Here is a 20,085-nt window from a genome sequence, read left to right as displayed (position 1 = left end):
GCCAGATGTCGACGATCACCGCGCAAAACTGGAGCAACTGGTCGGGCTTCGTGCGCGCCGAGCCGAAGCTGGTCGCCGCCCCCGCCGACGCCGGTGAGCTTGCCTACCTGGTGCGCACGGCACCCGGACCTCTGCGCGTGGCGGGTGCTGGCCACTCCTTCACGCCGCTGGTGGCATCGCAAGGCTCGATCGTTTCCCTGGAGAAGATCGAGGGGCTGGTCTCCCACGATGTGCAAAGCCATCACGCGCGGGTGCGGGCAGGGACGCGGCTTGGTCCGCTGATGCACATGCTGCAAGGCATCGGCCAGGGCCTGCCCAATATGGGCGACATTGACCGCCAGGCGATCGGCGGCGCGCTGGGCACCGCCACCCATGGTTCCGGGCTGACGCTGGGTGCCTACCACACCCGGTTGGAGACGGTGCAGATCGTCGACGGGCGGGGCGAATTGCGCGAATTCGATCGGGCCCGCGACCAGGACATGATCCATGCGATGGGCGTTGCGCTCGGCGCCTTCGGCATCTTGAGCGAAGTCACGTTGAACAACATCGCGACCTACCGGTTGCGCCGCCGCAAGTGGGTGCTGCCGATCGCCGACATGCTGCGCGATTTCGAGACGATGATGGCCGCGCACCGCTCGGCCGAATTCTACTACATTCCGTTTTCCGGCTACGCGCAGTTCATCGCCAGCGACCTCAGCGACGCGAACCCGACCACCAGGCCTACCGAGGACGACGAGGCCGGCCTGGCGACGCTACGCAAGCTGAGCAGGGCGCTGCGCCGGCTGCCGTGGCTGCGCCGCTCCTTGATCCGCGGCGCCGTGAAAAAGGTGCCGGCCGAGGATTATGTGCAGGACTGGCTCAACGTCTATGCCAGCGACCGCCAGACCAAGTTCAACGAGATGGAGTATCATCTGCCCTTCGAGGAGGGACCGAAGGTGATCACGCAGATCATCGAGCTGACCGAGAAGCACTTTCCGGAGGTTTATTTTCCGATGGAGGTGCGCTCGGTGGCACCCGACATGTTCTGGCTTTCGCCCTTCTACAAGCGTCTGACCTGCTCGATCGCCATTCACCACGATGCCGCCAACGACCCTGAGCCCTTCATGCGGGCGGCCGAGCCGATCTTCCGCAGGCATGGCGGCCGGCCGCATTGGGGCAAGATGCACAGCCTGAAGGCGGCGGATTTCAAAAAACTCTATCCGCGCTGGGATGAGGCCATGGCCGTTCGGCGAGACATCGATCCCGAGAACCGTTTCGTCTCGCCCTACATGGCCGGCCTGTTCGGCATCGGCCAATGAGCGGCTATTTCACCGCCCTGTCGGATGCCTTGAGGGCGGCCGGCGTCTTTCAGCCTTGTCTCGTGCTCGACCGCGACCGGCTGGACCGCAACGTCGACCTGGTGAAGCAGAGACTGGCGCCCGGCCTTGCCGTGCGGCTGGTCGACAAGTCGCTTGCTTGCCTGCCGCTGCTTTCGCACATCGCCGGGGCGCTCGGCACCCGTCGCTTCATGACGTTTCATCCGCCGATCACAAGAGCCGTGCTCAACGCTTTTCCCGATGCCGACATGCTCTACGGCAAGCCGATGCCGGTCGGCGCGGCAAGGCAAGCGATTTCCAGCGGCGCCGCCGACTGGTCGCGGGTCTGCTGGCTGATCGACAGCGAGGAGAGGCTGGCGGAATACGGCGCTCTGGCCGCCGAACTGGACATCGGCTTGCGCATCGCTTTCGAGATCGATGTCGGGCTGCATCGGGGCGGGTTCGCCGAACCGCAGGCCCTGTCGAAGGCATTGAACGCGCTGCCCGCCCGGTTGCGCTGCGAAGGCGTCATGGCCTACGAGGCGCACGCGCCGCATATTCCCGGTCTGTTCGGCGGTCCCAAAAAGGCGCTGGCGGAGGCGTCGCAGCGGGCCGCGGCGTTCATCGCGGCTCTCGGCGAGGAGCAGCGCCGAACACTGAACATCGGCGGCTCGAAGACCGCATTGCTTCATCGTGGCGGCATGGCCAGCGAAGTGTCGGTCGGGTCGGCCTTCGTGCTGCCCGGCGATTTCGACACGCCCGGGCTCGACGGCTTCCAGCCCGCGGCCTTCATCGCCACGCCTATCCTCAAGGTGGTCGAGCCGATGCTGCCAGGCCCGCCGGCGGTCACCCGTCTGCTGCAGGCGCTCGGCCGGTTTCCGCGCAAGGGCTGCTATCTCTATGGCGGCAAATGGATGGCCGAACCGATGTTTCCCGAAGGCATGAAGGCCAATGGCCTGCTTGGCTTTTCCTCGAACCAGCAGTTCATGGGCCTGCCCGGCGATGCTACCACCAGGTCCGGCGACTACGCCTTTCTGCGCCCGACGCAGAGCGAGGCGGTGCTGCAGCAGTTCGGATCGATCGCGGTGTTTTCGGGCGGCAGGCTCGTGGACCGCTGGCCCGCGCTGCCGATGGGGTAGGGCATTGCGGCCATTGCTGTCACCACCCCGGTGAGCTCGGACGGTCGTGCCGAACGGCAATGCTTCAGCGGTAGCGCGCCTGGTTCCAGCGGTGGCCGAGCAGCGACAGGATGATGATCAGCCCGTTGAAGAACTGCACATAGAAGCCGCTGAGGCCGGCGGCGACGACGCCGGTCTGGATGAACGCCACCGTCAGCGCGCCGATCGCGCCGCCAAGCACGGTACCGATGCCGCCCCAGGTCGGCGTGCCGCCCACGAACACCGAAGCCAGCACCGGCAACAGATAGCCGTCGCCGGCTGTTGGCCACCAGGTGAAGTTGATCATCGTCGAGAAGGTGCCGCCGATCGCTGCCCCGATGCCGACGAAGACGAACACCTTGACCTTCACCCGCTTGACGTCGATGCCCATCTGCTGGGCGCTGTCGGGATTGTCGCCGACCACCTTCACCTGCGCTCCGAAGCGGTGGCGGTTGTAGAGCAGCGCGGCGAAGACGACGAAGGCGAGCGCCCATAGGATCTGCACCGGAATGCCGTAAACCTGGCTGGAGAAGATCGTATAGGTCCAGCTTTGGCCGAGAGTCGGCAGCGCGGTCGACTTGCCTTCGTTGATGATCTGGATCAGCCCGCGCAGCAGGAAGTTCATGCCGAGCGTGGCGATCAGCGACGACAGGCTGCCATAGACGACCAGCACGCCGACCAGGAAGCCGAGCAGCATGCCGGTGGCGAGTGCCGCGACGATGCCGAGGAACGGATCGTAGCCGGCCTGAACGACCAGCGCGAAAACCCAGGAGGCAAAACCCATCGTTGCCGGAAACGACAGGTCGATCTCGCCGGCGGTGACGACAAAGACCAGCGGCACGACCACGAACAGCGCCACCGGCAGCGTGGTCAGCACGGAGCTGTAAAGAAACCAGGTGGTGAACACGGTCGGATTGGCGATGGTGAAGGCGACCATCATCACCACGAACACGCCGAGCGTGCCCAGCGCCGCGCGATTGTCGAGAACGAAGCCGCGCAGCAAATGATCGGACGGGTGCTTCCACGCCGCTTCACCCATTTCGGTATGGGGCGAGGGGGCTTGGCGATTGGGTTCGGCGATATTGCTCATGGCCTTGTGTCCTCCGCGCGCTGGGCTTCGCTCAAGCCGGGCAGTCCGCCGGGATGCGCGAGGTCTTCCATGAAATTGACGAGCGTGTCGGCCGACTTGATGTCGCGTTTGTCGACCTGAAGCGCCACAGTGCCACGATCGAGCACGACGAAACGGTCGGCGATGTCGAAGACATGGTGGATGTTGTGGCCGATGAACAGGATCGAGCGCCCGCTCGCCCGCACCTGGCGCACGAAGTGGAAGACCTTGGCGGTTTCGGTCAGCGACAGAGCCGTCGTCGGCTCGTCGAGGATGATCAGGTCGGCCTGCTTGTAGATGGCGCGCGCGATCGCCACGCCCTGGCGTTCGCCGCCGGAAAGCTGGCCGACGACGGACTGCGGCGTGAACACTTTCGAGGTGAAGCCGATCTCGCGCATCAGCCGGCTCGCCTCCTTGATTTCGGTGCCGACCTTCAGCCAGCCGAGGAAGCCGGTGAGTTCGCGTCCCATGAAGATATTGCGCACGATGGTCTGCTGCACGGCCAGCGCACGGTCCTGGAATACGGTCTCGATGCCGGCGTCGCGCGAGCGCGACGCGTTCCAGCCGGTGACCGGCTTGCCGCGAACGAGGATCTCGCCACTGGTGGGCTTGACCGCGCCGGCAAGAATCTTGATCAGCGTCGACTTGCCGGCGCCATTGTCGCCGATCAGTCCGACCACCTCGCCGCGGCCGACGCTGAGATTGACCCCGCCAAGCGCATAGACCTGGCCGTAGGATTTCGTGATATCGCGCAGTTCGATGATGCGTTCGGCCATCGGGTCCTCGCTTGCTTGTCGCATGCCGGCTCTCGCCGGCGGTCCCGCCGGCCGGGCCTGAGCCCCCCGGCCGGCGGCTTGGGAGGTCAGCGCAGTGCCTGCTTGGCCAGTTCGGCGACGATCTTGTAATTCTCAGGCGTGACGAAGCCGGCGCCGGTATCGACATTCATCGGTGCCAGCCCCAGCACCACTTGCTGGCAGAGGCTGAGGATCGGCAGATAGCCCTGCATGAACGGCTGCTGGTCGGCGGTCAGTTGCACCCAGCCGCCCTTGAAGGCCTCGACGATCTGCGGGCTGGTGTCGAAGCCGAAATTGAAGATGTCGCCCGGCTTCCGGCCCGCCGCCGTCATGTAGGTCTGGACGTTGCCGAGCATCTGCCCGCCGGGATAGCCGACGGCCTTCACGCCGGGATTGTTGAGCAAGGCGGCGGTGATCACCGGGATCGCCAGATTCGGATCGGCTGCCCACTCGGTCGCGGAATTGATTTGAACGACATCGATGCCGGCCTCTTTCAAGGCGGAGACGGTCCCACGTTCGCGCGCCCCGCGGCTCTCATTCTCGAACGGGCCGATCATGATCGCCTTGTCACCGGCCTTGAGCTTGGCGAGCTTGAAGGCTTCCGCGCCGAGCGCGCGGCCCTGCTGTTCCTGCTGGGCGCCGACATAGCCGCCGCCGAAGGCCGCCACCACCGTCGGCACCGGCACGTTCTGGTACATCATCTTGATGCCGTCCTTATGCGCCTGTTCGGCCAGCGGCATGATGGCGGCGTCGCCGGGGTGGCCCATCATGGCAATGCCGTTGGGCTTGACGGCGACCGCCTCGCGCAGCTGCTGGACCATCTTTTCGATGTCCCAGCCTGAGAAGATGTAGTCGACCTTCGGTCCGAGATCGGCCGCAGCCTGCTTGGCGCCATTGTAGACGATGGTGCCGAAGGCGTCGCCCTCGGCGCCGCCGACGAAGAAGCGAATGTGGACGTCCTTGCACCATTGCGCGTCGAGCGCCTGTGCCGGCAAGGTGGAGATGGCGGCGGCGAGCGCCGTGGCGGCCGCCACGACGCTCGTGCGCAGAAGTGTCGTTCTGTTGGCGATGCTCATGCACGTTCCTCCCTTTTGTCCTCGCGAGCGAGGGTTTCGACATCTGCTTCGGCAACCCTGGCCGGCTCCTCCCGCCGGCCAATCCTCACGTCGGGTTCGGCAGGTAGCTCACGCCTCCCCTGCATTGCTGGAGGTATTCCAGCGCGCGGACCTGGCCCGTCATTTCGAGATCGTCGCGGTAGACCGGGTCGTGCCAGCCTTCGATGTCGATGGCGCCGCGATAGCCGGCCAGGCGCAATTCGCTGATCACGCGCGTCCAGTCGCTGTCGCCGAAGCCGGGCGTGCGCATCTGCACGAAGGGCAGGCGGCCGAAAACGCCGTGCTCGCGGATGACATCCCAGCGCACCGTCGCGTCCTTGCCGTGGACGTGGAAGATGCGCGGCGCCCATTTGCGGATCTGCGGGATCGGGTCGATCAGATAGACCAACTGATGGCAGGGCTCCCATTCCAGGCCCAGATTCTCATCCGGCAATTCGTTGAACATCAGTTCCCAGGCGTCCGGATTGTGGGCGATGTTCCAGTCGCCGGCGGCCCAGTTGCCATCCATGGCGCAATTCTCGAAGGCGATGCGCACGCCCTTGTCGGCCGCGCGCCTGGCCAATTCTCCCCAGACTTCGCGGTAGCGCGGCAGGCTGTCTGTCAGCGGCTTGCCGCGGATGCGGCCGGTAAAACCGCTGACCAGATTGGTGCCGAACAGATGCGCGCTGTCGATCACCGTTTCCCAGGCCTTGAGCACGCCGCGGTCGGTGTCGCCGCTCTCGAGTGGATTGCCGAACACGCCGATCGAGCTGACGCTGACATCGGCATCGCCGATGGCGTCGCGGATTTCGCCGGCGAGCCGCCCCAGATCCTTGCCGCCCAGCGTCTGCCAGAAGAAGGGCTGGACGCTCTCGAAACCGAGCGGCAGGATCTGCCTGATATAGGCGGCCGGATCTTCGAGATTGGCCCGCACCATGGTGCCGATCCTGATGTCGAGAAGCGGGTTCGGCATGGTCATCCTTCCTGCCTGGGGATTTCGATCCGGCGCCCGGTCTCGGCGCTTTCGATCGCCGCGAAAACCATGGCCAGGCTCTTGATGTTGTCGGCGCCGCGCGTCTCCGGTTCGGTGCCGGTTTCCACGGCGCGGACGAAATCTTCTATGACGCCGAGATGCCCGCCGATGCGGTCGGCAGGGTCGAGCGGCGGCACCGCTACCGGCACGACCTTGTCGAGCAGGCCTTCGCGTTCCGGCAGCACGGCTTCGGCCTTCAAGTCGTCATGACCATCCCAGGTCAGGCTGCCGCGTTCGCCGACGATGCGCCAACTGCCTTCCCAACTGGTGCGGAAGCCGTCGGCGCACCAGCTGCCGCGATAGGTGAACATCTTGCCCTGGCCGAGTTCGAAGGTGGCGCTTGCCGACGATCCCTGCCTGTACCACGAATTGGCCGGCTCCCATTCCCGGCAATACACTTCGGTCGGCTCGCCATCGACCATGTAGCGGGCGGCGTCGAATGTATGGATTGCCATGTCGAGCAGCAGCACGTGGCGCATGTCTTCGCGGAAACCGCCGAAATGCGGCGCAACGAAAAAATCGGCATGGATGCTGGTCGCAGCGCCGATGGCGCCGGAATCGAGGAAGCGCCGGATGCGCCTGACATTGGCGACATACCGGCGGTTCTGCACGACGGCATGAACACGCCGGGCGCGCTGGGCCGCGCCGATGATGGCGCGCGCATTGTCCGGGCTGTCTGCGAGAGGCTTTTCCGTCAAAAGATGACAACGATGGGCGAAGGCGGAGTTGGCGACGTCGCGGCGGGCGGCGGGCACGACCACGTCGAACACTGCATCGGGTCTGGTCTGGTCGAGAATGGCGTCGAGATCGGTCCCGATCGCGACCCCGGCGAGGTCATATTCGCGGGCCCGCTGGCGCGCCCTGTCGGCGTCGAGGTCGACGAGGCCGACGATCCTGACGGCAGGGGATTGGCGGGCGGCCTCGAGCCAGGTTTTGCTCATGGCTCCGCACCCGACCAGGACGACGTGCATCATCCAGCGCTCCTCCGGCCAACCTCTCCTGGCTGGCACCACGGTAGTCCGTAAATGACTTCCGTAAACGTTTACGATGACACACCCGATGGCGTATATTGTCAATCGGATTTGTACCGTCGGTTCTGAAACGCCTTGGCCGCACGACCGGCTGGTGCTAGCCAGAAGCAGGAGGGGGAGGTCTTGGCATCCAGCATTCACGATCTTGCACGGCATCTGAATATTTCGATCGGCACGGTCTCGCGCGCGCTTAACGGGCGCGCCGACGTCAATGCCGAGACGCGCCAGCGCGTGCTAGACGCGGCGCGGCAACTCAACTATTCGCCGAACCAGTCGGGCAGGAACCTTCGTCGTGGCACCACGCATGCCGTGGCCTTCATGCTCCAGCCGCATCCGGGCGACCAGGAATATGGCGAGCCGTTTTTCATCCCGTTTTTGAGTGGGCTGCAAGCGGCACTGGCCGAACATGGGCTCGACCTGATCATCGTCATGGGCGCGCCGGGCGACTATCAGCAGGAGCGCCTGCGCCGTGTCGTCGAGACACGTCGTGCCGATGCCGTCGTGCTGGCCTGGACGCGGCGCGAGGACGATCGCATCGACTATCTGAGCAAGGCAGGCTTTCCCTTCGCGACGCTCGGCCGAAGCCGGTCCGGCGACGACAACTATCCTTCTCTGGACCTGGATTTCGAGAAGGCGGGCGCCGATGCAGTCGACCGACTGGTCGCGCGCGGCCACCGCCGCATCGCCGCCATCCGGCCGTCGCTTGACCTGAATTTCGGTTATCTGTTTCTGGAGGGCTATGGCAAGGCGCTGCGGCGGCACGGCATCGAAGTCGATCCCGCCCTGATTGTGGATGGTTTCATCAACGAAGCCGGTGGCTACGCGGTGACACCGCAAGTCATGCGGTCGAAGGATCCGCCGACCGCGATCATCTTCAACAACGACTCGATGGCGCTCGGCGGCTGCAAAGCGCTCGCCGAAATGGGGATCAAGCCCGGCCATGATGTCGCGGTGATCGTCATCGTCGACACGCCGCTCTGCCGTTATTTCTCGCCGGCGCTGACCGGCTTTCGTCCGAGCCTGGATCCGATGGGGCGGCGGCTTGGCGAAATCCTGCTCGCCTCGCTCCCGGCTTTCGCCGGCGCGAAAGGGCCAGAGATCATTCGCGAGGTCTGGCCGCTGGAACTGGTGGCACGCGATAGTGATTGACCATGCGAATGTATTGTTATAACAGAACATACATCGACCTTGCCTTGACGCTGCCTGCATCCTAGGCTGCGACTCGTGATGGTCCCCGCGCCGCAAGGCGAGGGGTGAAAAGGGAACATGGTGAGGCCCACCTTTCGGGTCGAAGCCATGGCTGCCCCCGCAACTGTAAGCGGCGAGCAAAATCCGAAAAAGCCACTGGCCGGCAAGGCTGGGAAGGCAGGATGGCGCAACGACCCGCGAGCCAGGAGACCTGCCATCTGCATGAGTTGACCGGACGGGGTGTGCCGGGAGGAGACGCGGGTTCGGTCTTGTCGACCGGTTCAAGCCAGCTTCCTTCCGTCGCCATTTTTGAAAGTGACGGAAGTTGGACGGCGCCATCGATCGCATTCACTGCATTCCCATGCATCGCATCGTCGTGTGCACGCTTTGCCGCGATATCGCCACCGAGGTGAATTCAGGCCAGCGTCCAGCAGGACTGGCAGGCAAGACGCTGGCCCGTATTCCGGCAGGCCCTGCAAGGAATTGCCCATGACCGCGCCGCTTCTCGAGGCCCGCGATCTGGCCGCGGCGGCGGATGGCCTGCATCTGGTGCATCCGGTCAGCCTTTCGGTGGCGGCGGGCGACCGTCTCGCCATCATCGGTCCCAACGGCGCCGGCAAGACGACATTGCTGCGCATGCTGTCGGGCATGCTGCGGCCGAGTTCGGGCGAAGTGAAGCTCACCGCGCGCCGGCTCGACAGGATTTCGACCGCCGAGCGGGCGCTGCACATCGCCGTCGTCGGCCAGACCGATCAACCCGATCCACGACTGGCGGTCATCGACTATGTCGAGCTCGGCCGGGTTCCGCATGCCGGCCGCAGGCACAGGAGCGAGGAACGCGACATTGTCGTCGAGGCGCTGCGCCGGACCGGGCTGTTGCCGCTGCTTGGCCGCACCATCGGCTCGCTGTCGGGCGGCGAGCGCCAGCGCGCCCAGCTTGCCCGCGCCATCGCGCAGGAGCCGAAGATCCTATTCCTCGACGAGCCGACCAACCATCTCGACCCGCGGGCGCGCAGCGAGTTGCTCGAACTGGTGGCAGGCCTCGGCATGACCGTGATCGCGGTGCTGCACGATCTGGCGCTGGTGACGCCTTTCGCCACCAGGGTCGCGGTGATGAGCCATGGCCGCTTGCATGTGCTGGCGCCGCCACGCGAAGCACTCACCCAGCAGCTGATCCGCGAGATCTTCGGTGTCGACGTCTTTAGGTTGCGCCACCCGACGGAGGACCGCGAGCTGACGGTGTTCGAGGTTCCGAACCGTGCCGCGCCATCTTCGTGATCGAAGCCATTTCCGGCAGATCCTGTTCAACAAAGGAGCAATATCCGTGAAACGCCTTGCCGTGTCTCTTGCCTTCTCCCTGCTGGCCTCTACGGCCTTCGCCTTTCCGGTGACGGTCGACAGCTGCGGAAAGCCGCTGACGTTCGACGCGCCGCCCAAGCGTGCCGTCATTCACGATCTCAACATGGCCGAGATGGCCTTCGCCCTGAAGCTGCAGCCGTCGATCGTCGGCCTGACCGGCATCACCGGATGGTACAAGGTCGGCCCCGAATTCAAGGCCGAGCAAGGCTCGATCCCGGAACTGGCGCCCAAATATCCGACGCTGGAAAACCTGGTCGCTGTCGAGCCCGACTTCTTCTTCGCCGGCTGGTACTACGGCATGAAGCCGGGCGGCGAGGTGACGCCCGATACGCTGGCGCAACACGGCATCAAGACACTGGTGCTGACGGAAAGCTGCGTCCATCTCGACAAGAACCGGCCTGCCGCTTCGATGGAGCTGCTCTATGGCGATGTCGAGAAGCTGGGCAAGATCTTCGGCAAGGAGGCCGAGGCGGATAAGCTCGTCTCCGGCTGGAAGGCGCAGCTCGCCGAAATCACGGCCAAGGTCGGCGACCGCAGGGGAACGCGCGTGTTCCTCTATGATTCCGGCGAGGACAAGCCGTTCACATCAGGCAAGTTCGCCATTCCCAACGCCATGATTTCCGCGGCCGGCGGCGACAACATCATGGCCGACATGAACACCAGCTGGGGCAACACGGATTGGGAGACGGTGGCCTCGCGCAATCCGCAATTCCTCATCCTGCTCGACTATCAGGATGGCGGCGGCTACCGGAAGCTGCTCGATTTCCTGAAAGCGCATCCGGCAATGAAGGAGACGGACGCGGTCAAGAACGAACGCTTCGTGGCGCTTCGCTATGCCGAACTGACACCCGGGCCGGCCAACATCGAAGCGATCGGCAAGATCGCCAGGGCGATGCATCCGGAAGCTTTTTGACCGGGAACATGACCTTGCGGCACAAGGCATTCCTATTGGCCATTACGGCGGCCGCGTTGGCAATCGCCGTGCTCGCGCTGCTGTCGATCGCCTATGGCTCGACGATGATCCCGCTGGGCGACGTCGTGGCAGCGCTTGGCCATGCGATCGGATTGAAGGGACATGACGTGTCCGGCCCGGTCGGCAGGATCGTCGTCGACCTCAGGCTGCCGCGCACCATCCTGGCCATCTGTGTCGGCGGCGGCCTGGGCGTGGTCGGCGCGCTGTTGCAGACGGTGACGCGCAACGATCTTGCCGATCCGTTCCTGTTCGGCCTCTCGTCGGGAGCCGCCGCCGGCGCGGTCTCCGTCATCACCGTCTTCGGCGACAGTTTCGGGATCTGGACGCTACCGGTCGCCGCATTCACCGGCGGTATTCTGGCGGCTTGCGTTGTGCTTTTGCTGGTTGCGCGGGTGAGGGGACAAGGCCCCGAACGGCTGATCCTCGCCGGACTTGCGGTCTCCTTCATGTTCACCGCATTGACCAATTACCTGGTCTTTGCCGGTGACCAGCGCGCCGCCCATTCGGTGCTGTTCTGGACGATGGGCGGTCTCGGCCTGGCACGGTGGGACAATATCTGGCTGGGGGCGCTTGGGGCCGGCACGATTGCGGCGTACGGGCTGTGGAATCATCGCCGGCTGGACGCTTTCCTGGCCGGCGAAAATGCCGCCGAAAGTCTTGGCGTGCCGGTGGCGCGAATGCGACGGACGACGTTTCTGGTCGCCGCGTTTTCGACCGCGATCCTGGTTTCGGTCGCCGGCGTCATCGGCTTCGTCGGCCTCATGATCCCGCATCTGTCGCGGCCGCTGGCCGGCGCGCTGCATCTGCGCCTGATCGTAAGTTGCGCGCTGTTCGGGGCGGTGCTGTTGCTGGCTAGCGATCTTCTGGCGCGCACATTGCTGCCGCCGCAGGAACTGCCGATCGGCATCATCACCAGCTCGCTCGGGGCTTTCTTCGTCGTCACCACGCTGATCCGCAACCGCCTGTGATGGGTGTGCGGCGCTGAAAATCATCCGACGCGGCCATGATTGTGCTGCACGGCTGCCATGCACGTTTGCCGGCTTCTGGAACAATGCCGGGCTTGAATAGTAAGCACGCTTATTATATATCCCACTCATGGTTTCCGAAGGCATAGACAGATTGGGATTTTTGATCCACGACGTGCAGCGGCTGATGCGAAAGCGCTTCGAAGCGCGCGCCAGCGGCCTTGGCCTGTCCTCGGCGCAATGGCGCCTGATGGTTCGCGTGGCCAAGGAAGCGGGCGTCTCGCAGGCGCGGCTTGCCGAACTGCTCGAAATCGAGCCGATCAGCGTCTCACGGCTGGTCGACCGGATGGAGGAGGGCGGCTGGATAGAGCGCCGCTCCGACGCCGCCGACCGCCGCGTGCGCATGATCTTCCCAACCCCCAAGGCAAGCGCCGCCTATGCGGAGGTCAAGAGCCTCGCCGGCGAAGTCTATGAGGAGTCGCTGACCGGCGTTTCGCCGGACGATCGCCGCGTCCTGATCAGGGCATTGGATGCGATGGCACAGAATCTCGCGGATGGCGATTCACCGTCCTGCGACAAGGTCAAGAATACGGAAGGCGCAGCAGCATGAACGCGGTAGCCAAGGTTGACGAAAACGCCGCCAAAGTGGAAATGGAAGCGCCGCAGCAGCCGGCCGCGGCCCCTGTTACAATGGCTCCTCCGGTGGAGCCGGCGCCGGCGCCAAAGAAGAAGCGCCGTCTCGGCCGCTTCTTGTTGATGTTCGCCCTGCCGGCGGCTCTGGTCATCGGTGGCGGCTATGTCTGGGTCACTGGGGGGCGCTACCAGGAGACGGAGAACGCCAACCTGCAGCAGGCCAAGGTATCGATCGCCTCGGATACGGCGGGCCGCATCGTTCAGGTCGCGATCTCGGACAATCAGAGGGTGAAGCAAGGCGATCTTCTCTTCGCCATCGACCCCGAGCCTTACCGGATCGCGCTTGCGCAGGCCGACGCGGCGGTGGCCGCCGCGCGGCTCAACGTCGAGCAGCTGCGCGCCGCCTACAGCCAGGCCATGGCACAGGAGAAATCCGCCAGCAGCGAAGTTGCCTATGCCCAGTCGCAATACGACCGTGCCGCCGATCTCGCCCAGAAAGGCATCAACGCCAAGTCTTCGCTCGATGAGGCCAGGAACGATCTCGACAAGGCAAAGCAGCAGCTTGCCGTTGCCGAACAGGGCATCGTCAGCGCCAAGGCCGCGCTTGGTGGCAATCCCGATATCGAGACCGACAAGCATCCGACCGTGATGTCGGCGCTCGCCGCGCGCGACAAGGCTGCCTACGACCTGGCGCAGACCACCGTGAAGGCGCCCGCCGATGGCGTCGTCTACCAGGCCGCGTCCTTCAAGGTCGGCCAGTATGTCGGCTCCGGCACGCCGCTGTTTTCGCTGGTCGAGACCGGCGATACCTGGATCGACGCCAATTTCAAGGAAACGCAGCTGACCAATATGAAGCCGGGCCAGAAGGCCGAAATCGTGGTCGACACCTATCCGGGCAGGACCTTCGAAGCGACGGTCAAGGCCATCGGCGCCGGCACTGGCGCGGATTTCTCGCTGCTGCCCGCGCAGAACGCCACCGGCAACTGGGTCAAGGTCACCCAGCGCATTCCGGTCCGTCTGGAGCTGAGCGATCCCGACGCCAAGATGATGCTGCGCACAGGCATGAGCGCGGCCGTCACCGTCGACACGGGCGTGGCGCGCGGCCTGCCTGGCATTTTCGGCCACGCCACGGCTGGCGAGCCCGCGAAGTAAATCAGCGGAAGCCCGGGTGGATCATGCGGGTGGACGCACAGAGCAGGGGATTGGTCTGATGGGAGGAGTGGAAGGGTCAGCCTTCGGGTCAAACCGCATCGCGGTTTGATCGAAAGCTGAGATCTTCGACACGGACCCGTCGGTCCTCATGTTTCCGGGCGGCAGGCATCCGCTCAATCGAGACTTTCGGTCGATGTAACCCCCACATCGATAATCGCGTCCCACCGCGATGAGGGTCTCTCAACGGAAGGCTTTGCCGCCCGGAAACCCTGTGTACACGTTTTTGTTACCGGCTGGAAGTTCCGCATCATGAGCACGCCAGAACCTTTCAAAGAAGTGCCGCATCGCGGCCTGATCACGGTTGCGCTCATGCTGGCGACGATCATGCAGGCGCTCGACACCACGATCGCCAACGTCGCGCTGCCGACCATGACGGGCGATCTCGGCGCCTCGCCCGACAACATCAACTGGGTGCTGACCTCCTACATCGTGGCGGCGGCGATCATGACGCCGGTCACCGGCTGGCTTGCGGACCGTTTCGGCCGCAAGGAACTGTTCCTGACGGCGGTGGTCGGCTTCACCATCTTCTCGATGCTGTGCGGTCTGGCCTGGAGCCTCGAAACCATTGTGTTGTTCCGGCTCATGCAAGGCGTGTTCGGCGCCGCGATCGTGCCGCTGTCGCAGACCTTCCTGCTCGACATCAACCCGAAGGAACGCCACGGCCAGGCAATGGCCATCTGGGGCGCCGGCATCATGCTGGGGCCGATTCTGGGTCCCACGCTCGGTGGGTGGCTGACCGAGAATTTCAGCTGGCGCTGGGTGTTCTTCATCAACCTGCCGGTCGGCATCGTCGCCTTCCTCGGCATGGCCGCCTATCTGCCGGCCATTGCGCGGCGGGTGCGAAGCTTCGATTTCTTCGGCTTCGCCATGATATCGCTCGGCGTCGGCGCGCTGCAGCTGCTGCTCGATCGTGGCGCCGAGGTCGACTGGTTCTCGTCAGTCGAGATCTGGATCGAGCTTGGCCTTTCGATAACCGGCTTCTGGGTGTTCATCATCCACACGATGACCGCGGAGCATCCCTTCATCGACCCCAAGATCTTCCTCGACCGCAATTTTGTGACAGGGCTGGCGTTCATCTTCGTCATGGGCGTGCTCATCCTAGCAAGCATGTCGCTGCTGCCGCCGATGCTGTCGACCATCTTCGGCTATCCGACCATCACCATCGGCATCGTGATTGGGCCGCGCGGCGTCGGCACGATGATCTCGATGCTCGTCGTCGGCCGGCTCATGAGCAAGGTCGACGCCAGAATCCTCGTCGTCATCGGCTTCCTCCTGACCGCGCAGTCGCTTTACACGATGGCCGGCTTCTCGCCCCAGATGGACAACTGGCTGATCATCACTTCCGGCATCATCCAGGGTCTGGGAATGGGAATGGTATTCGTGCCGCTGTCGACGGTGGCTTTCGCCACGCTTGACGTGCGCTTCCGCACCGATGCCACGGCTTTGTTCAGCCTTGTGCGCAACCTCGGCTCTTCCATCGGCGTATCGGTCGTGACGGTGCTCATGGTGCGCAATACACAGATAAATCACGCCGAGCTTTCCGCCTTTATCAATCCGTTCAACCCCAATCTGTGGGCGGTTTCGCCGGCGGCGGCCGGCGGCGACCAGATGGCATTGTCCCAGGTCGACAGGATGGTGAACATCCAGGCGATGATGATCTCCTACGTCAACGACTTCAAAATCCTGATGATCATGACGCTGGCCGCCATTCCGTTCGTGATCCTGCTGCGCAAGCCGAAGGCGGCGCCGGCCGGCGGCGCGCCGGCGGCACATATGGATTGATATTCGACGGCTGTCCGCTGCCGGCGATGGCTTTGCTACCTTCCGAGCACCAGGGCCCAGTAGCGCAGGCTGGGGTCGCGGCCGTCGCGGACATAGGCAAGCCCGAAACGGCTGAAGTCCGGGTCGAGTATGTTGCGCCGGTGGCCGGTCGAATGCATCCAGATATCGAACAGTTCCTGCTGGTCGAAGCGGCCTTCGGCGATGTTCTCGCCCGCCGCGCCGCGCACGCCATTGTCCTTCATGCGCGAGGCGAAATCCTTGCCCCAGCCGGTGGTATGACTCATGCGCGTCCGCGACGCCATGTAGCCGGCCTGCTGCAACGCCGCCTGTTCGAGCTGGGTGTCCGCGGTCAGCGGAGTCCGCCCGGCCGCGGCGCGCAAGTCGGCTAGGGTGGCCGTGGCGGAGGAAGAGACACCTGCGCCCTCACCGGTGGGCACGGAAACGGTGCTGCAGCCGGCAAGCCCGGCAATGGCCGCGAGACCGATCAGCAAGGAGCGCCTTGTCCGGCGCGGTTCTGGAGGGAGGTCGATGACAATGCTCATTCCTGCCTGCATAGTCGCGATCATGGCTTTTGACGGGCAAGCCGAAGAAACTGTCGAGGAAATTGATGCCTGGCCTTCGCTGATCGCACCGCGTAGTCTTCAAACGTTGCGTTTGGCCATCCAGCTTCGAATGGCCCATCATCCGAGAAATCCGATGCCGAAGATCGCGCGGCTTCTGCCGGGCAGGGATGACAATCCCGTGATGGCCTGTCCGGAACCATCGATTTGGCGACAGCCCCTGGCAAATCGGGTATGCTGTTACATCTACTAATGGCAGCTACGGGCGGCCATCACGGCGGTGACCGCCCCCGACAAAGGGAGGAAGCTTATGGCCAGCTTTCATGTCATGGCGGACGCGCGTGGAATGCATGTGCAGCCCATGGTGCGCCACATCACCACATCGGACCTCTGGGATGCGCTGCGGCTCGGTGCCGAGGATTTCTGGGCAAAACCGTCTCACTACGTTTTCCTGTGCCTGATCTATCCCGTCGTCGGCCTGATCCTGACGCAGTGGACGTCTGGCTCCAACGCCATTCAGCTCGTCTATCCCTTGATGTCGGGATTCGCCCTTGTCGGCCCTTTCGCCGCGCTCGGCCTCTACGAGATCAGCCGCCGGCGCGAACTCGGCATGAACACCAACTGGCGGCATGCCCTCGATGTCCGCCACTCGCCGGCGGTGCCTTCGATCGCGGTCATCGGCATCATGCTTTTCGTGCTGTTCCTGTTGTGGCTGTTCACCGCGCAGTCGATCTACACCAGCCTGTTCGGCGACCAGCCGCCGGCTTCGATCGGCGCCTTTGTCCGCGACGTGCTGACGACCAGCAAGGGCTGGACCTTGATCCTTCTCGGCAACGCTGCTGGCTTCGTTTTCGCCGTGATCGTGTTGGCCACCACTGTCGTCGCCTTCCCGCTGCTGCTCGACCGTGATGTCGGCGCCGTTTCGGCCATAGAAACCTCGGTGCGGGCGGTGACGGCAAACCCGCTGCAGATGGCTCTTTGGGGCCTGACGGTCGCGGTTCTGCTGGTGATCGGTTCGATCCCGCTGTTTGTCGGGCTCGCGGTCGTTATGCCTATCCTTGGCCATGCCACCTGGCACCTCTACCGCAAGGTGGTGGAACCGGAGCGGACCCAGCAGACAAGGCGGCCGATGTAGACCAACGCCGACGCCGCAGCCCGCCCTCAGCGCTGCGCATCGGTCGCCATCTTCAGCGCCAGCGCCGTCAGCACGCCTCCCATCATCCAGCGCTGGATGACCAGCCACAAAGGCCGCCCGGCGAGAAAGGCCGCGATCGAGCCGGCCGTCACGGCGATGATGGCATTCACGGTCAGGCTGATCGAAATCTGCGTCGCGCCGAGCACAAGAAGCTGAGACAGGACATGGCCTTTGCCAATGCTGATGAACTGCGGCAGCAGCGACAAATAGAGCACCGCCACCTTCGGATTGAGCAGATTGGTCATCAGGCCCATGGCGAACAGCTTGCGCGGCCCGTCTTTCGGCAGGTCGCGCACCTGGAATGGCGAGCGTCCGCCCGGTTTCACGGCCTGCCAGGCCAGCCACAGGAGATAGAGCACGCCGGCAAAGCGCAGCGCGTCATAGGCGAAGGGTACGGCCAGCAGCAGCGCCGTGATGCCGAATGCCGCCGACAGCACATAGAAGAGAAAACCGACGGCGACCCCGCCAAGCGAGATCAGTCCGGCCTTCGGCCCTTGCGAGAGCGAGCGCGAGATCAGGTAGATCATGTTTGGACCCGGCGTCAGCACCATGCCCAGGCAGACCAGCGCGAAGGCGAGGTGGTTTGCGGTATCGGGCATTGTTCGTCCCCAGGCGTGCCGCGATGGACGCGATCCAGCGTGCGGCCACTATGTGCCCGTTGCGGCAGGCGCCCACAAGGGCTTGGCGGCGCCAGGCGTTGCGCCAGAGTTGGGCTAACCGACGACGCGCAGGTTCGACAATTCGTTGCCGATTTCCTTGAAATCGTTCGACAGGCTGGCGCCCGTCGCGTTCCAGAACAGCTTGGCGGGTTTGCTCGGATCCGCCGGATCTTTGCGGAAGCGCGATTCCGACGAGCATGATTTCAGCGCATCGATGGCGTTCTTGTCGCTGGTCTTGGTCGTGGACAGGTCGAGAGCCACCGTCATCACCATGATGTTGGCCGCCTTGGCGTTGTTGCAAAGCGTCGTCATCTGCTCGTTGAGCGCGCTGGTGTAATTGCCGTTCGAATAGTCGAACTGGCCGATGGCGCTGGATGTGCCCATGAACAGGCGCCCGACCGAGGTGCCGGCATAGCCGGGCTTGAGATAGCCATAGGACGCGTAGGTCGACTTCGAATCGGCGGGGTCGGAATAGCTGAGCGAGGAAGGCGTGTAATAGGTGTTGGCGCCGTCGGTCAGCACGATCACCACCTTGTCGTTGCCTTTTTCTGTTTCCGGACGCCCCTGCGTGAACGGCTCGCCGCTCGAGACCACCCGCCAGCCCCAGCCCATGCCCTCGGGAACATTGGTGCCGCCATTTGGCTGCATCAGGTCGATCGCGGCCTTGATCGTGGCGAGCCCATCGGCGACGCTGACGTCGGTCAGCGGCGTGATCGGGTTGGTGGTGCAGCTGTAGTTCGGGCCGTTGCCTGCGGGCAATACCGGCGCATCGATCGGCCGCGGCTGGAAATATTTGGCCATGTTGCGCAGCCGGGCTTGGCCGCTGCTGCTCGAAGGATCGTCGTTCCACCAGCTGTTGATGGCGCCGTAGGTCTTTGGCGCGGCTTCGTTGGGATCCTGGGTGATCTTCCAGTGATTGCCGGGTTCATCCGGGGCGAACATCGGCACGAACATCGTCGCCGGATCGCCCACGCCTATCCCGGTGTTGGCCGAGCCGCCGGAGGGCGGGGCGTCGTTGACATTATAGGGGTAGGGCCGGGCTTCGACACAGCCTTGCCAACTGGCGAACGGACCGTAGGAATCGACATAGTCGTATGCGTCGTAACTGCGCTTGCAGGTATTGTTCCAGTTGTATTCAGCACAAACAACGTGCTTGCTGTTTTTAACACGCTCATGGCTGGTGACGACCTTCATGTCGCGGTAGAGCGAAAACCGGGTCAGCATCTGGCCTTCCTCGTCGCCCCAGCCGGTGCCGCGTTTGTACCAGATGCCGTTGGTCTGCTGGGCGTATTTGTTGGCGGCGTTCAGCGTCGACCAATCGAAATTCTCGTTCGACACCGGTGACAGGCCCTCGGTGTCCATCCAGGACGCGTTGCCGTTGCCAGGACCGACATTGACCGAGGCGGCAAAGGGTACGAGGCCGAACTGCACCGGCTTGTCGACCTGCTTGATCATCGCGGCCTGCTGGGCAAGCGTGTCGACCAACTGCTTCGCCGCGGTCTTGAGGAGATCGATGCGCTTCTGCCCCGAGCCGGTTCCGGGCGTGACCATCGATCCGGAATTGTCCAGCACCAGCGCTACTTCGAGCGTGTTCTTCAGCCGCACCTCCGAGCATGCGGTGAAGCCGATATTGGTGGCGCCGGTGCCGCCGAGCAGCATCTTCGCCGTCGGCAGGAAGTAAGGATTATAGGTCAGGGTGCCGCAAAGCTTCATTGTTCCGCCGCCAGCGGCGTTGCTGGGCAAAGTGAGGTTGAGCGTCGTGTTGGCGGGATCGACATCGTTCAGATTGGCGTTGAAGAAGTCGAGCGCATAGGCCCTCAGCTGGGCGTCGGTGGCGCCTTCCGTCAGGCGGCGCGCCGTGGCGAAGTTGGCGGCGTCGAGCGCGTTCAACATCGTCTGCTTTTCGCGGTTCATTTCCGTGAAGTCGACCGCGAGCGCAAGCCCGCCCATCAGAGGGACCATCGCGAAGGCCGTCATGAGAGCATAGTTGCCGCGCCTGTCGCGGCGGAACTGACGCCAGATTTCACGCATGTCTTGCAGCGGCCCC

19 protein-coding genes and 1 riboswitch are annotated in these 20,085 nt (G+C 64.1%); of the genes, 11 read left to right on the top strand and 8 right to left on the bottom strand.

What is annotated here, in order from left to right; translation table 11 throughout:
• The first annotated feature begins 5 nt into the window (after positions 1-5).
• Positions 6-1,298: a D-arabinono-1,4-lactone oxidase gene (locus tag LB551_RS05805; protein WP_224658500.1), complete on the top strand. Its 1,293-nt coding sequence runs from the start codon at positions 6-8 to the stop codon at positions 1,296-1,298.
• A complete protein-coding gene (locus LB551_RS05800; protein ID WP_224658499.1) occupies positions 1,295-2,434 on the top strand; it encodes a DSD1 family PLP-dependent enzyme in 1,140 nt (379 codons plus the stop codon). The genes LB551_RS05805 and LB551_RS05800 overlap by 4 nt, the downstream gene beginning before the upstream one ends.
• A 64-nt stretch (positions 2,435-2,498) precedes the next feature.
• Here LB551_RS05800 and LB551_RS05795 read toward each other — a convergent pair whose 3' ends face one another.
• The 5 genes from LB551_RS05795 to LB551_RS05775 all read right to left on the bottom strand — a co-directional run bounded on the left by LB551_RS05795 (position 2,499) and on the right by LB551_RS05775 (position 7,455).
• Entirely contained in the window at positions 2,499-3,542 is a 1,044-nt protein-coding gene (locus tag LB551_RS05795) for an ABC transporter permease (protein ID WP_140557115.1), read from the bottom strand.
• Positions 3,539-4,336 carry an ATP-binding cassette domain-containing protein gene (locus tag LB551_RS05790; protein ID WP_318012722.1) on the bottom strand — a complete coding sequence of 266 codons (798 nt, stop codon included), beginning with the start codon at positions 4,334-4,336 and terminating at the stop codon, positions 3,539-3,541. Before LB551_RS05790 ends, LB551_RS05795 begins: the two co-directional genes overlap by 4 nt.
• Before the next feature lie 86 nt (positions 4,337-4,422).
• Positions 4,423-5,430, bottom strand: a complete 1,008-nt coding sequence (locus LB551_RS05785) for a substrate-binding domain-containing protein (protein ID WP_224658497.1) — start codon at positions 5,428-5,430, stop codon at positions 4,423-4,425.
• Positions 5,431-5,515: 85 nt separating this feature from the next.
• Positions 5,516-6,421, bottom strand: coding sequence for a sugar phosphate isomerase/epimerase family protein (locus LB551_RS05780; protein WP_181172352.1), 906 nt, complete (start codon positions 6,419-6,421; stop codon positions 5,516-5,518).
• Between the two features lie 2 nt (positions 6,422-6,423).
• Positions 6,424-7,455 carry a Gfo/Idh/MocA family protein gene (locus LB551_RS05775; protein WP_140549196.1) on the bottom strand — a complete coding sequence of 344 codons (1,032 nt, stop codon included), beginning with the start codon at positions 7,453-7,455 and terminating at the stop codon, positions 6,424-6,426.
• A gap of 180 nt (positions 7,456-7,635) precedes the next feature.
• Here LB551_RS05775 and LB551_RS05770 point away from each other — a divergent pair, with 180 nt between their 5' ends.
• The 7 genes from LB551_RS05770 to LB551_RS05740 all read left to right on the top strand — a co-directional run bounded on the left by LB551_RS05770 (position 7,636) and on the right by LB551_RS05740 (position 15,624).
• Positions 7,636-8,661, top strand: coding sequence for a LacI family DNA-binding transcriptional regulator (locus LB551_RS05770; RefSeq protein WP_140549195.1), 1,026 nt, complete (start codon positions 7,636-7,638; stop codon positions 8,659-8,661).
• A 62-nt stretch (positions 8,662-8,723) separates the two neighbouring features.
• A riboswitch (cobalamin riboswitch) is annotated at positions 8,724-8,934 on the top strand.
• A gap of 255 nt (positions 8,935-9,189) precedes the next feature.
• On the top strand, positions 9,190-9,978 hold the full coding sequence (locus LB551_RS05765) for an ABC transporter ATP-binding protein (RefSeq protein ID WP_224622693.1): 789 nt from the start codon (positions 9,190-9,192) through the stop codon (positions 9,976-9,978).
• Positions 9,979-10,024: 46 nt separating this feature from the next.
• Positions 10,025-10,972: an ABC transporter substrate-binding protein gene (locus LB551_RS05760; protein ID WP_224622691.1), complete on the top strand. Its 948-nt coding sequence runs from the start codon at positions 10,025-10,027 to the stop codon at positions 10,970-10,972.
• An 8-nt stretch (positions 10,973-10,980) separates the two neighbouring features.
• Positions 10,981-12,000: a FecCD family ABC transporter permease gene (locus tag LB551_RS05755; RefSeq protein WP_224623617.1), complete on the top strand. Its 1,020-nt coding sequence runs from the start codon at positions 10,981-10,983 to the stop codon at positions 11,998-12,000.
• Between the two features lie 127 nt (positions 12,001-12,127).
• Positions 12,128-12,607: a MarR family winged helix-turn-helix transcriptional regulator gene (locus LB551_RS05750; protein WP_224622689.1), complete on the top strand. Its 480-nt coding sequence runs from the start codon at positions 12,128-12,130 to the stop codon at positions 12,605-12,607.
• Positions 12,604-13,782: an HlyD family secretion protein gene (locus LB551_RS05745; RefSeq protein ID WP_140549191.1), complete on the top strand. Its 1,179-nt coding sequence runs from the start codon at positions 12,604-12,606 to the stop codon at positions 13,780-13,782. The genes LB551_RS05750 and LB551_RS05745 overlap by 4 nt, the downstream gene beginning before the upstream one ends.
• 309 nt (positions 13,783-14,091) lie before the next feature.
• Positions 14,092-15,624 carry a DHA2 family efflux MFS transporter permease subunit gene (locus tag LB551_RS05740; RefSeq protein ID WP_140549190.1) on the top strand — a complete coding sequence of 511 codons (1,533 nt, stop codon included), beginning with the start codon at positions 14,092-14,094 and terminating at the stop codon, positions 15,622-15,624.
• A gap of 35 nt (positions 15,625-15,659) precedes the next feature.
• Here the strand turns inward: LB551_RS05740 and LB551_RS05735 are convergent, their stop codons facing one another.
• Positions 15,660-16,166 (bottom strand): CAP domain-containing protein, encoded by a 507-nt coding sequence (locus tag LB551_RS05735; protein ID WP_224658496.1) that lies wholly within the window; start codon positions 16,164-16,166, stop codon positions 15,660-15,662.
• Here LB551_RS05735 and LB551_RS05730 point away from each other — a divergent pair.
• Together LB551_RS05730 and LB551_RS05725 are read left to right on the top strand one after the other, a co-directional pair.
• Positions 16,153-16,437 (top strand): hypothetical protein, encoded by a 285-nt coding sequence (locus LB551_RS05730; RefSeq protein WP_224658495.1) that lies wholly within the window; start codon positions 16,153-16,155, stop codon positions 16,435-16,437. The two genes, LB551_RS05735 and LB551_RS05730, sit on opposite strands and share 14 nt — an antisense overlap.
• Before the next feature lie 57 nt (positions 16,438-16,494).
• Positions 16,495-17,319: a DUF2189 domain-containing protein gene (locus LB551_RS05725; protein ID WP_140549187.1), complete on the top strand. Its 825-nt coding sequence runs from the start codon at positions 16,495-16,497 to the stop codon at positions 17,317-17,319.
• Between the two features lie 26 nt (positions 17,320-17,345).
• Here the strand turns inward: LB551_RS05725 and LB551_RS05720 are convergent, their stop codons facing one another.
• Positions 17,346-17,978 (bottom strand): LysE family translocator, encoded by a 633-nt coding sequence (locus tag LB551_RS05720; protein WP_140494241.1) that lies wholly within the window; start codon positions 17,976-17,978, stop codon positions 17,346-17,348.
• Positions 17,979-18,092: 114 nt separating this feature from the next.
• Complete coding sequence (locus LB551_RS05715; RefSeq protein ID WP_224658494.1) at positions 18,093-20,069, bottom strand: TadE/TadG family type IV pilus assembly protein; 1,977 nt, start codon at positions 20,067-20,069, stop codon at positions 18,093-18,095.
• Positions 20,070-20,085 lie beyond the last annotated feature (16 nt).

The sequence above is a fragment of the Mesorhizobium sp. BR1-1-2 genome, assembly GCF_020165435.1.
GTDB lineage: Bacteria > Pseudomonadota > Alphaproteobacteria > Rhizobiales > Rhizobiaceae > Mesorhizobium.
The sequence above is the reverse complement of the archived record's forward strand: the minus strand, read 5'-3'. Positions and strand labels throughout refer to the sequence as shown.

Coding starts and splice junctions, on each gene's coding strand:
- LB551_RS05805 (WP_224658500.1), top strand. CDS start 6: ATGTCGACGATCACCGCGCAAAACTGGAGCAACTGGTCGGGCTTCGTG.
- LB551_RS05800 (WP_224658499.1), top strand. CDS start 1,295: ATGAGCGGCTATTTCACCGCCCTGTCGGATGCCTTGAGGGCGGCCGGC.
- LB551_RS05795 (WP_140557115.1), bottom strand. CDS start 3,542: ATGAGCAATATCGCCGAACCCAATCGCCAAGCCCCCTCGCCCCATACC.
- LB551_RS05790 (WP_318012722.1), bottom strand. CDS start 4,336: ATGGCCGAACGCATCATCGAACTGCGCGATATCACGAAATCCTACGGC.
- LB551_RS05785 (WP_224658497.1), bottom strand. CDS start 5,430: ATGAGCATCGCCAACAGAACGACACTTCTGCGCACGAGCGTCGTGGCG.
- LB551_RS05780 (WP_181172352.1), bottom strand. CDS start 6,421: ATGCCGAACCCGCTTCTCGACATCAGGATCGGCACCATGGTGCGGGCC.
- LB551_RS05775 (WP_140549196.1), bottom strand. CDS start 7,455: ATGATGCACGTCGTCCTGGTCGGGTGCGGAGCCATGAGCAAAACCTGG.
- LB551_RS05765 (WP_224622693.1), top strand. CDS start 9,190: ATGACCGCGCCGCTTCTCGAGGCCCGCGATCTGGCCGCGGCGGCGGAT.
- LB551_RS05755 (WP_224623617.1), top strand. CDS start 10,981: ATGACCTTGCGGCACAAGGCATTCCTATTGGCCATTACGGCGGCCGCG.
- LB551_RS05750 (WP_224622689.1), top strand. CDS start 12,128: ATGGTTTCCGAAGGCATAGACAGATTGGGATTTTTGATCCACGACGTG.
- LB551_RS05745 (WP_140549191.1), top strand. CDS start 12,604: ATGAACGCGGTAGCCAAGGTTGACGAAAACGCCGCCAAAGTGGAAATG.
- LB551_RS05740 (WP_140549190.1), top strand. CDS start 14,092: ATGAGCACGCCAGAACCTTTCAAAGAAGTGCCGCATCGCGGCCTGATC.
- LB551_RS05730 (WP_224658495.1), top strand. CDS start 16,153: ATGACAATGCTCATTCCTGCCTGCATAGTCGCGATCATGGCTTTTGAC.
- LB551_RS05735 (WP_224658496.1), bottom strand. CDS start 16,166: ATGAGCATTGTCATCGACCTCCCTCCAGAACCGCGCCGGACAAGGCGC.
- LB551_RS05725 (WP_140549187.1), top strand. CDS start 16,495: ATGGCCAGCTTTCATGTCATGGCGGACGCGCGTGGAATGCATGTGCAG.
- LB551_RS05720 (WP_140494241.1), bottom strand. CDS start 17,978: ATGCCCGATACCGCAAACCACCTCGCCTTCGCGCTGGTCTGCCTGGGC.
- LB551_RS05715 (WP_224658494.1), bottom strand. CDS start 20,069: ATGCGTGAAATCTGGCGTCAGTTCCGCCGCGACAGGCGCGGCAACTAT.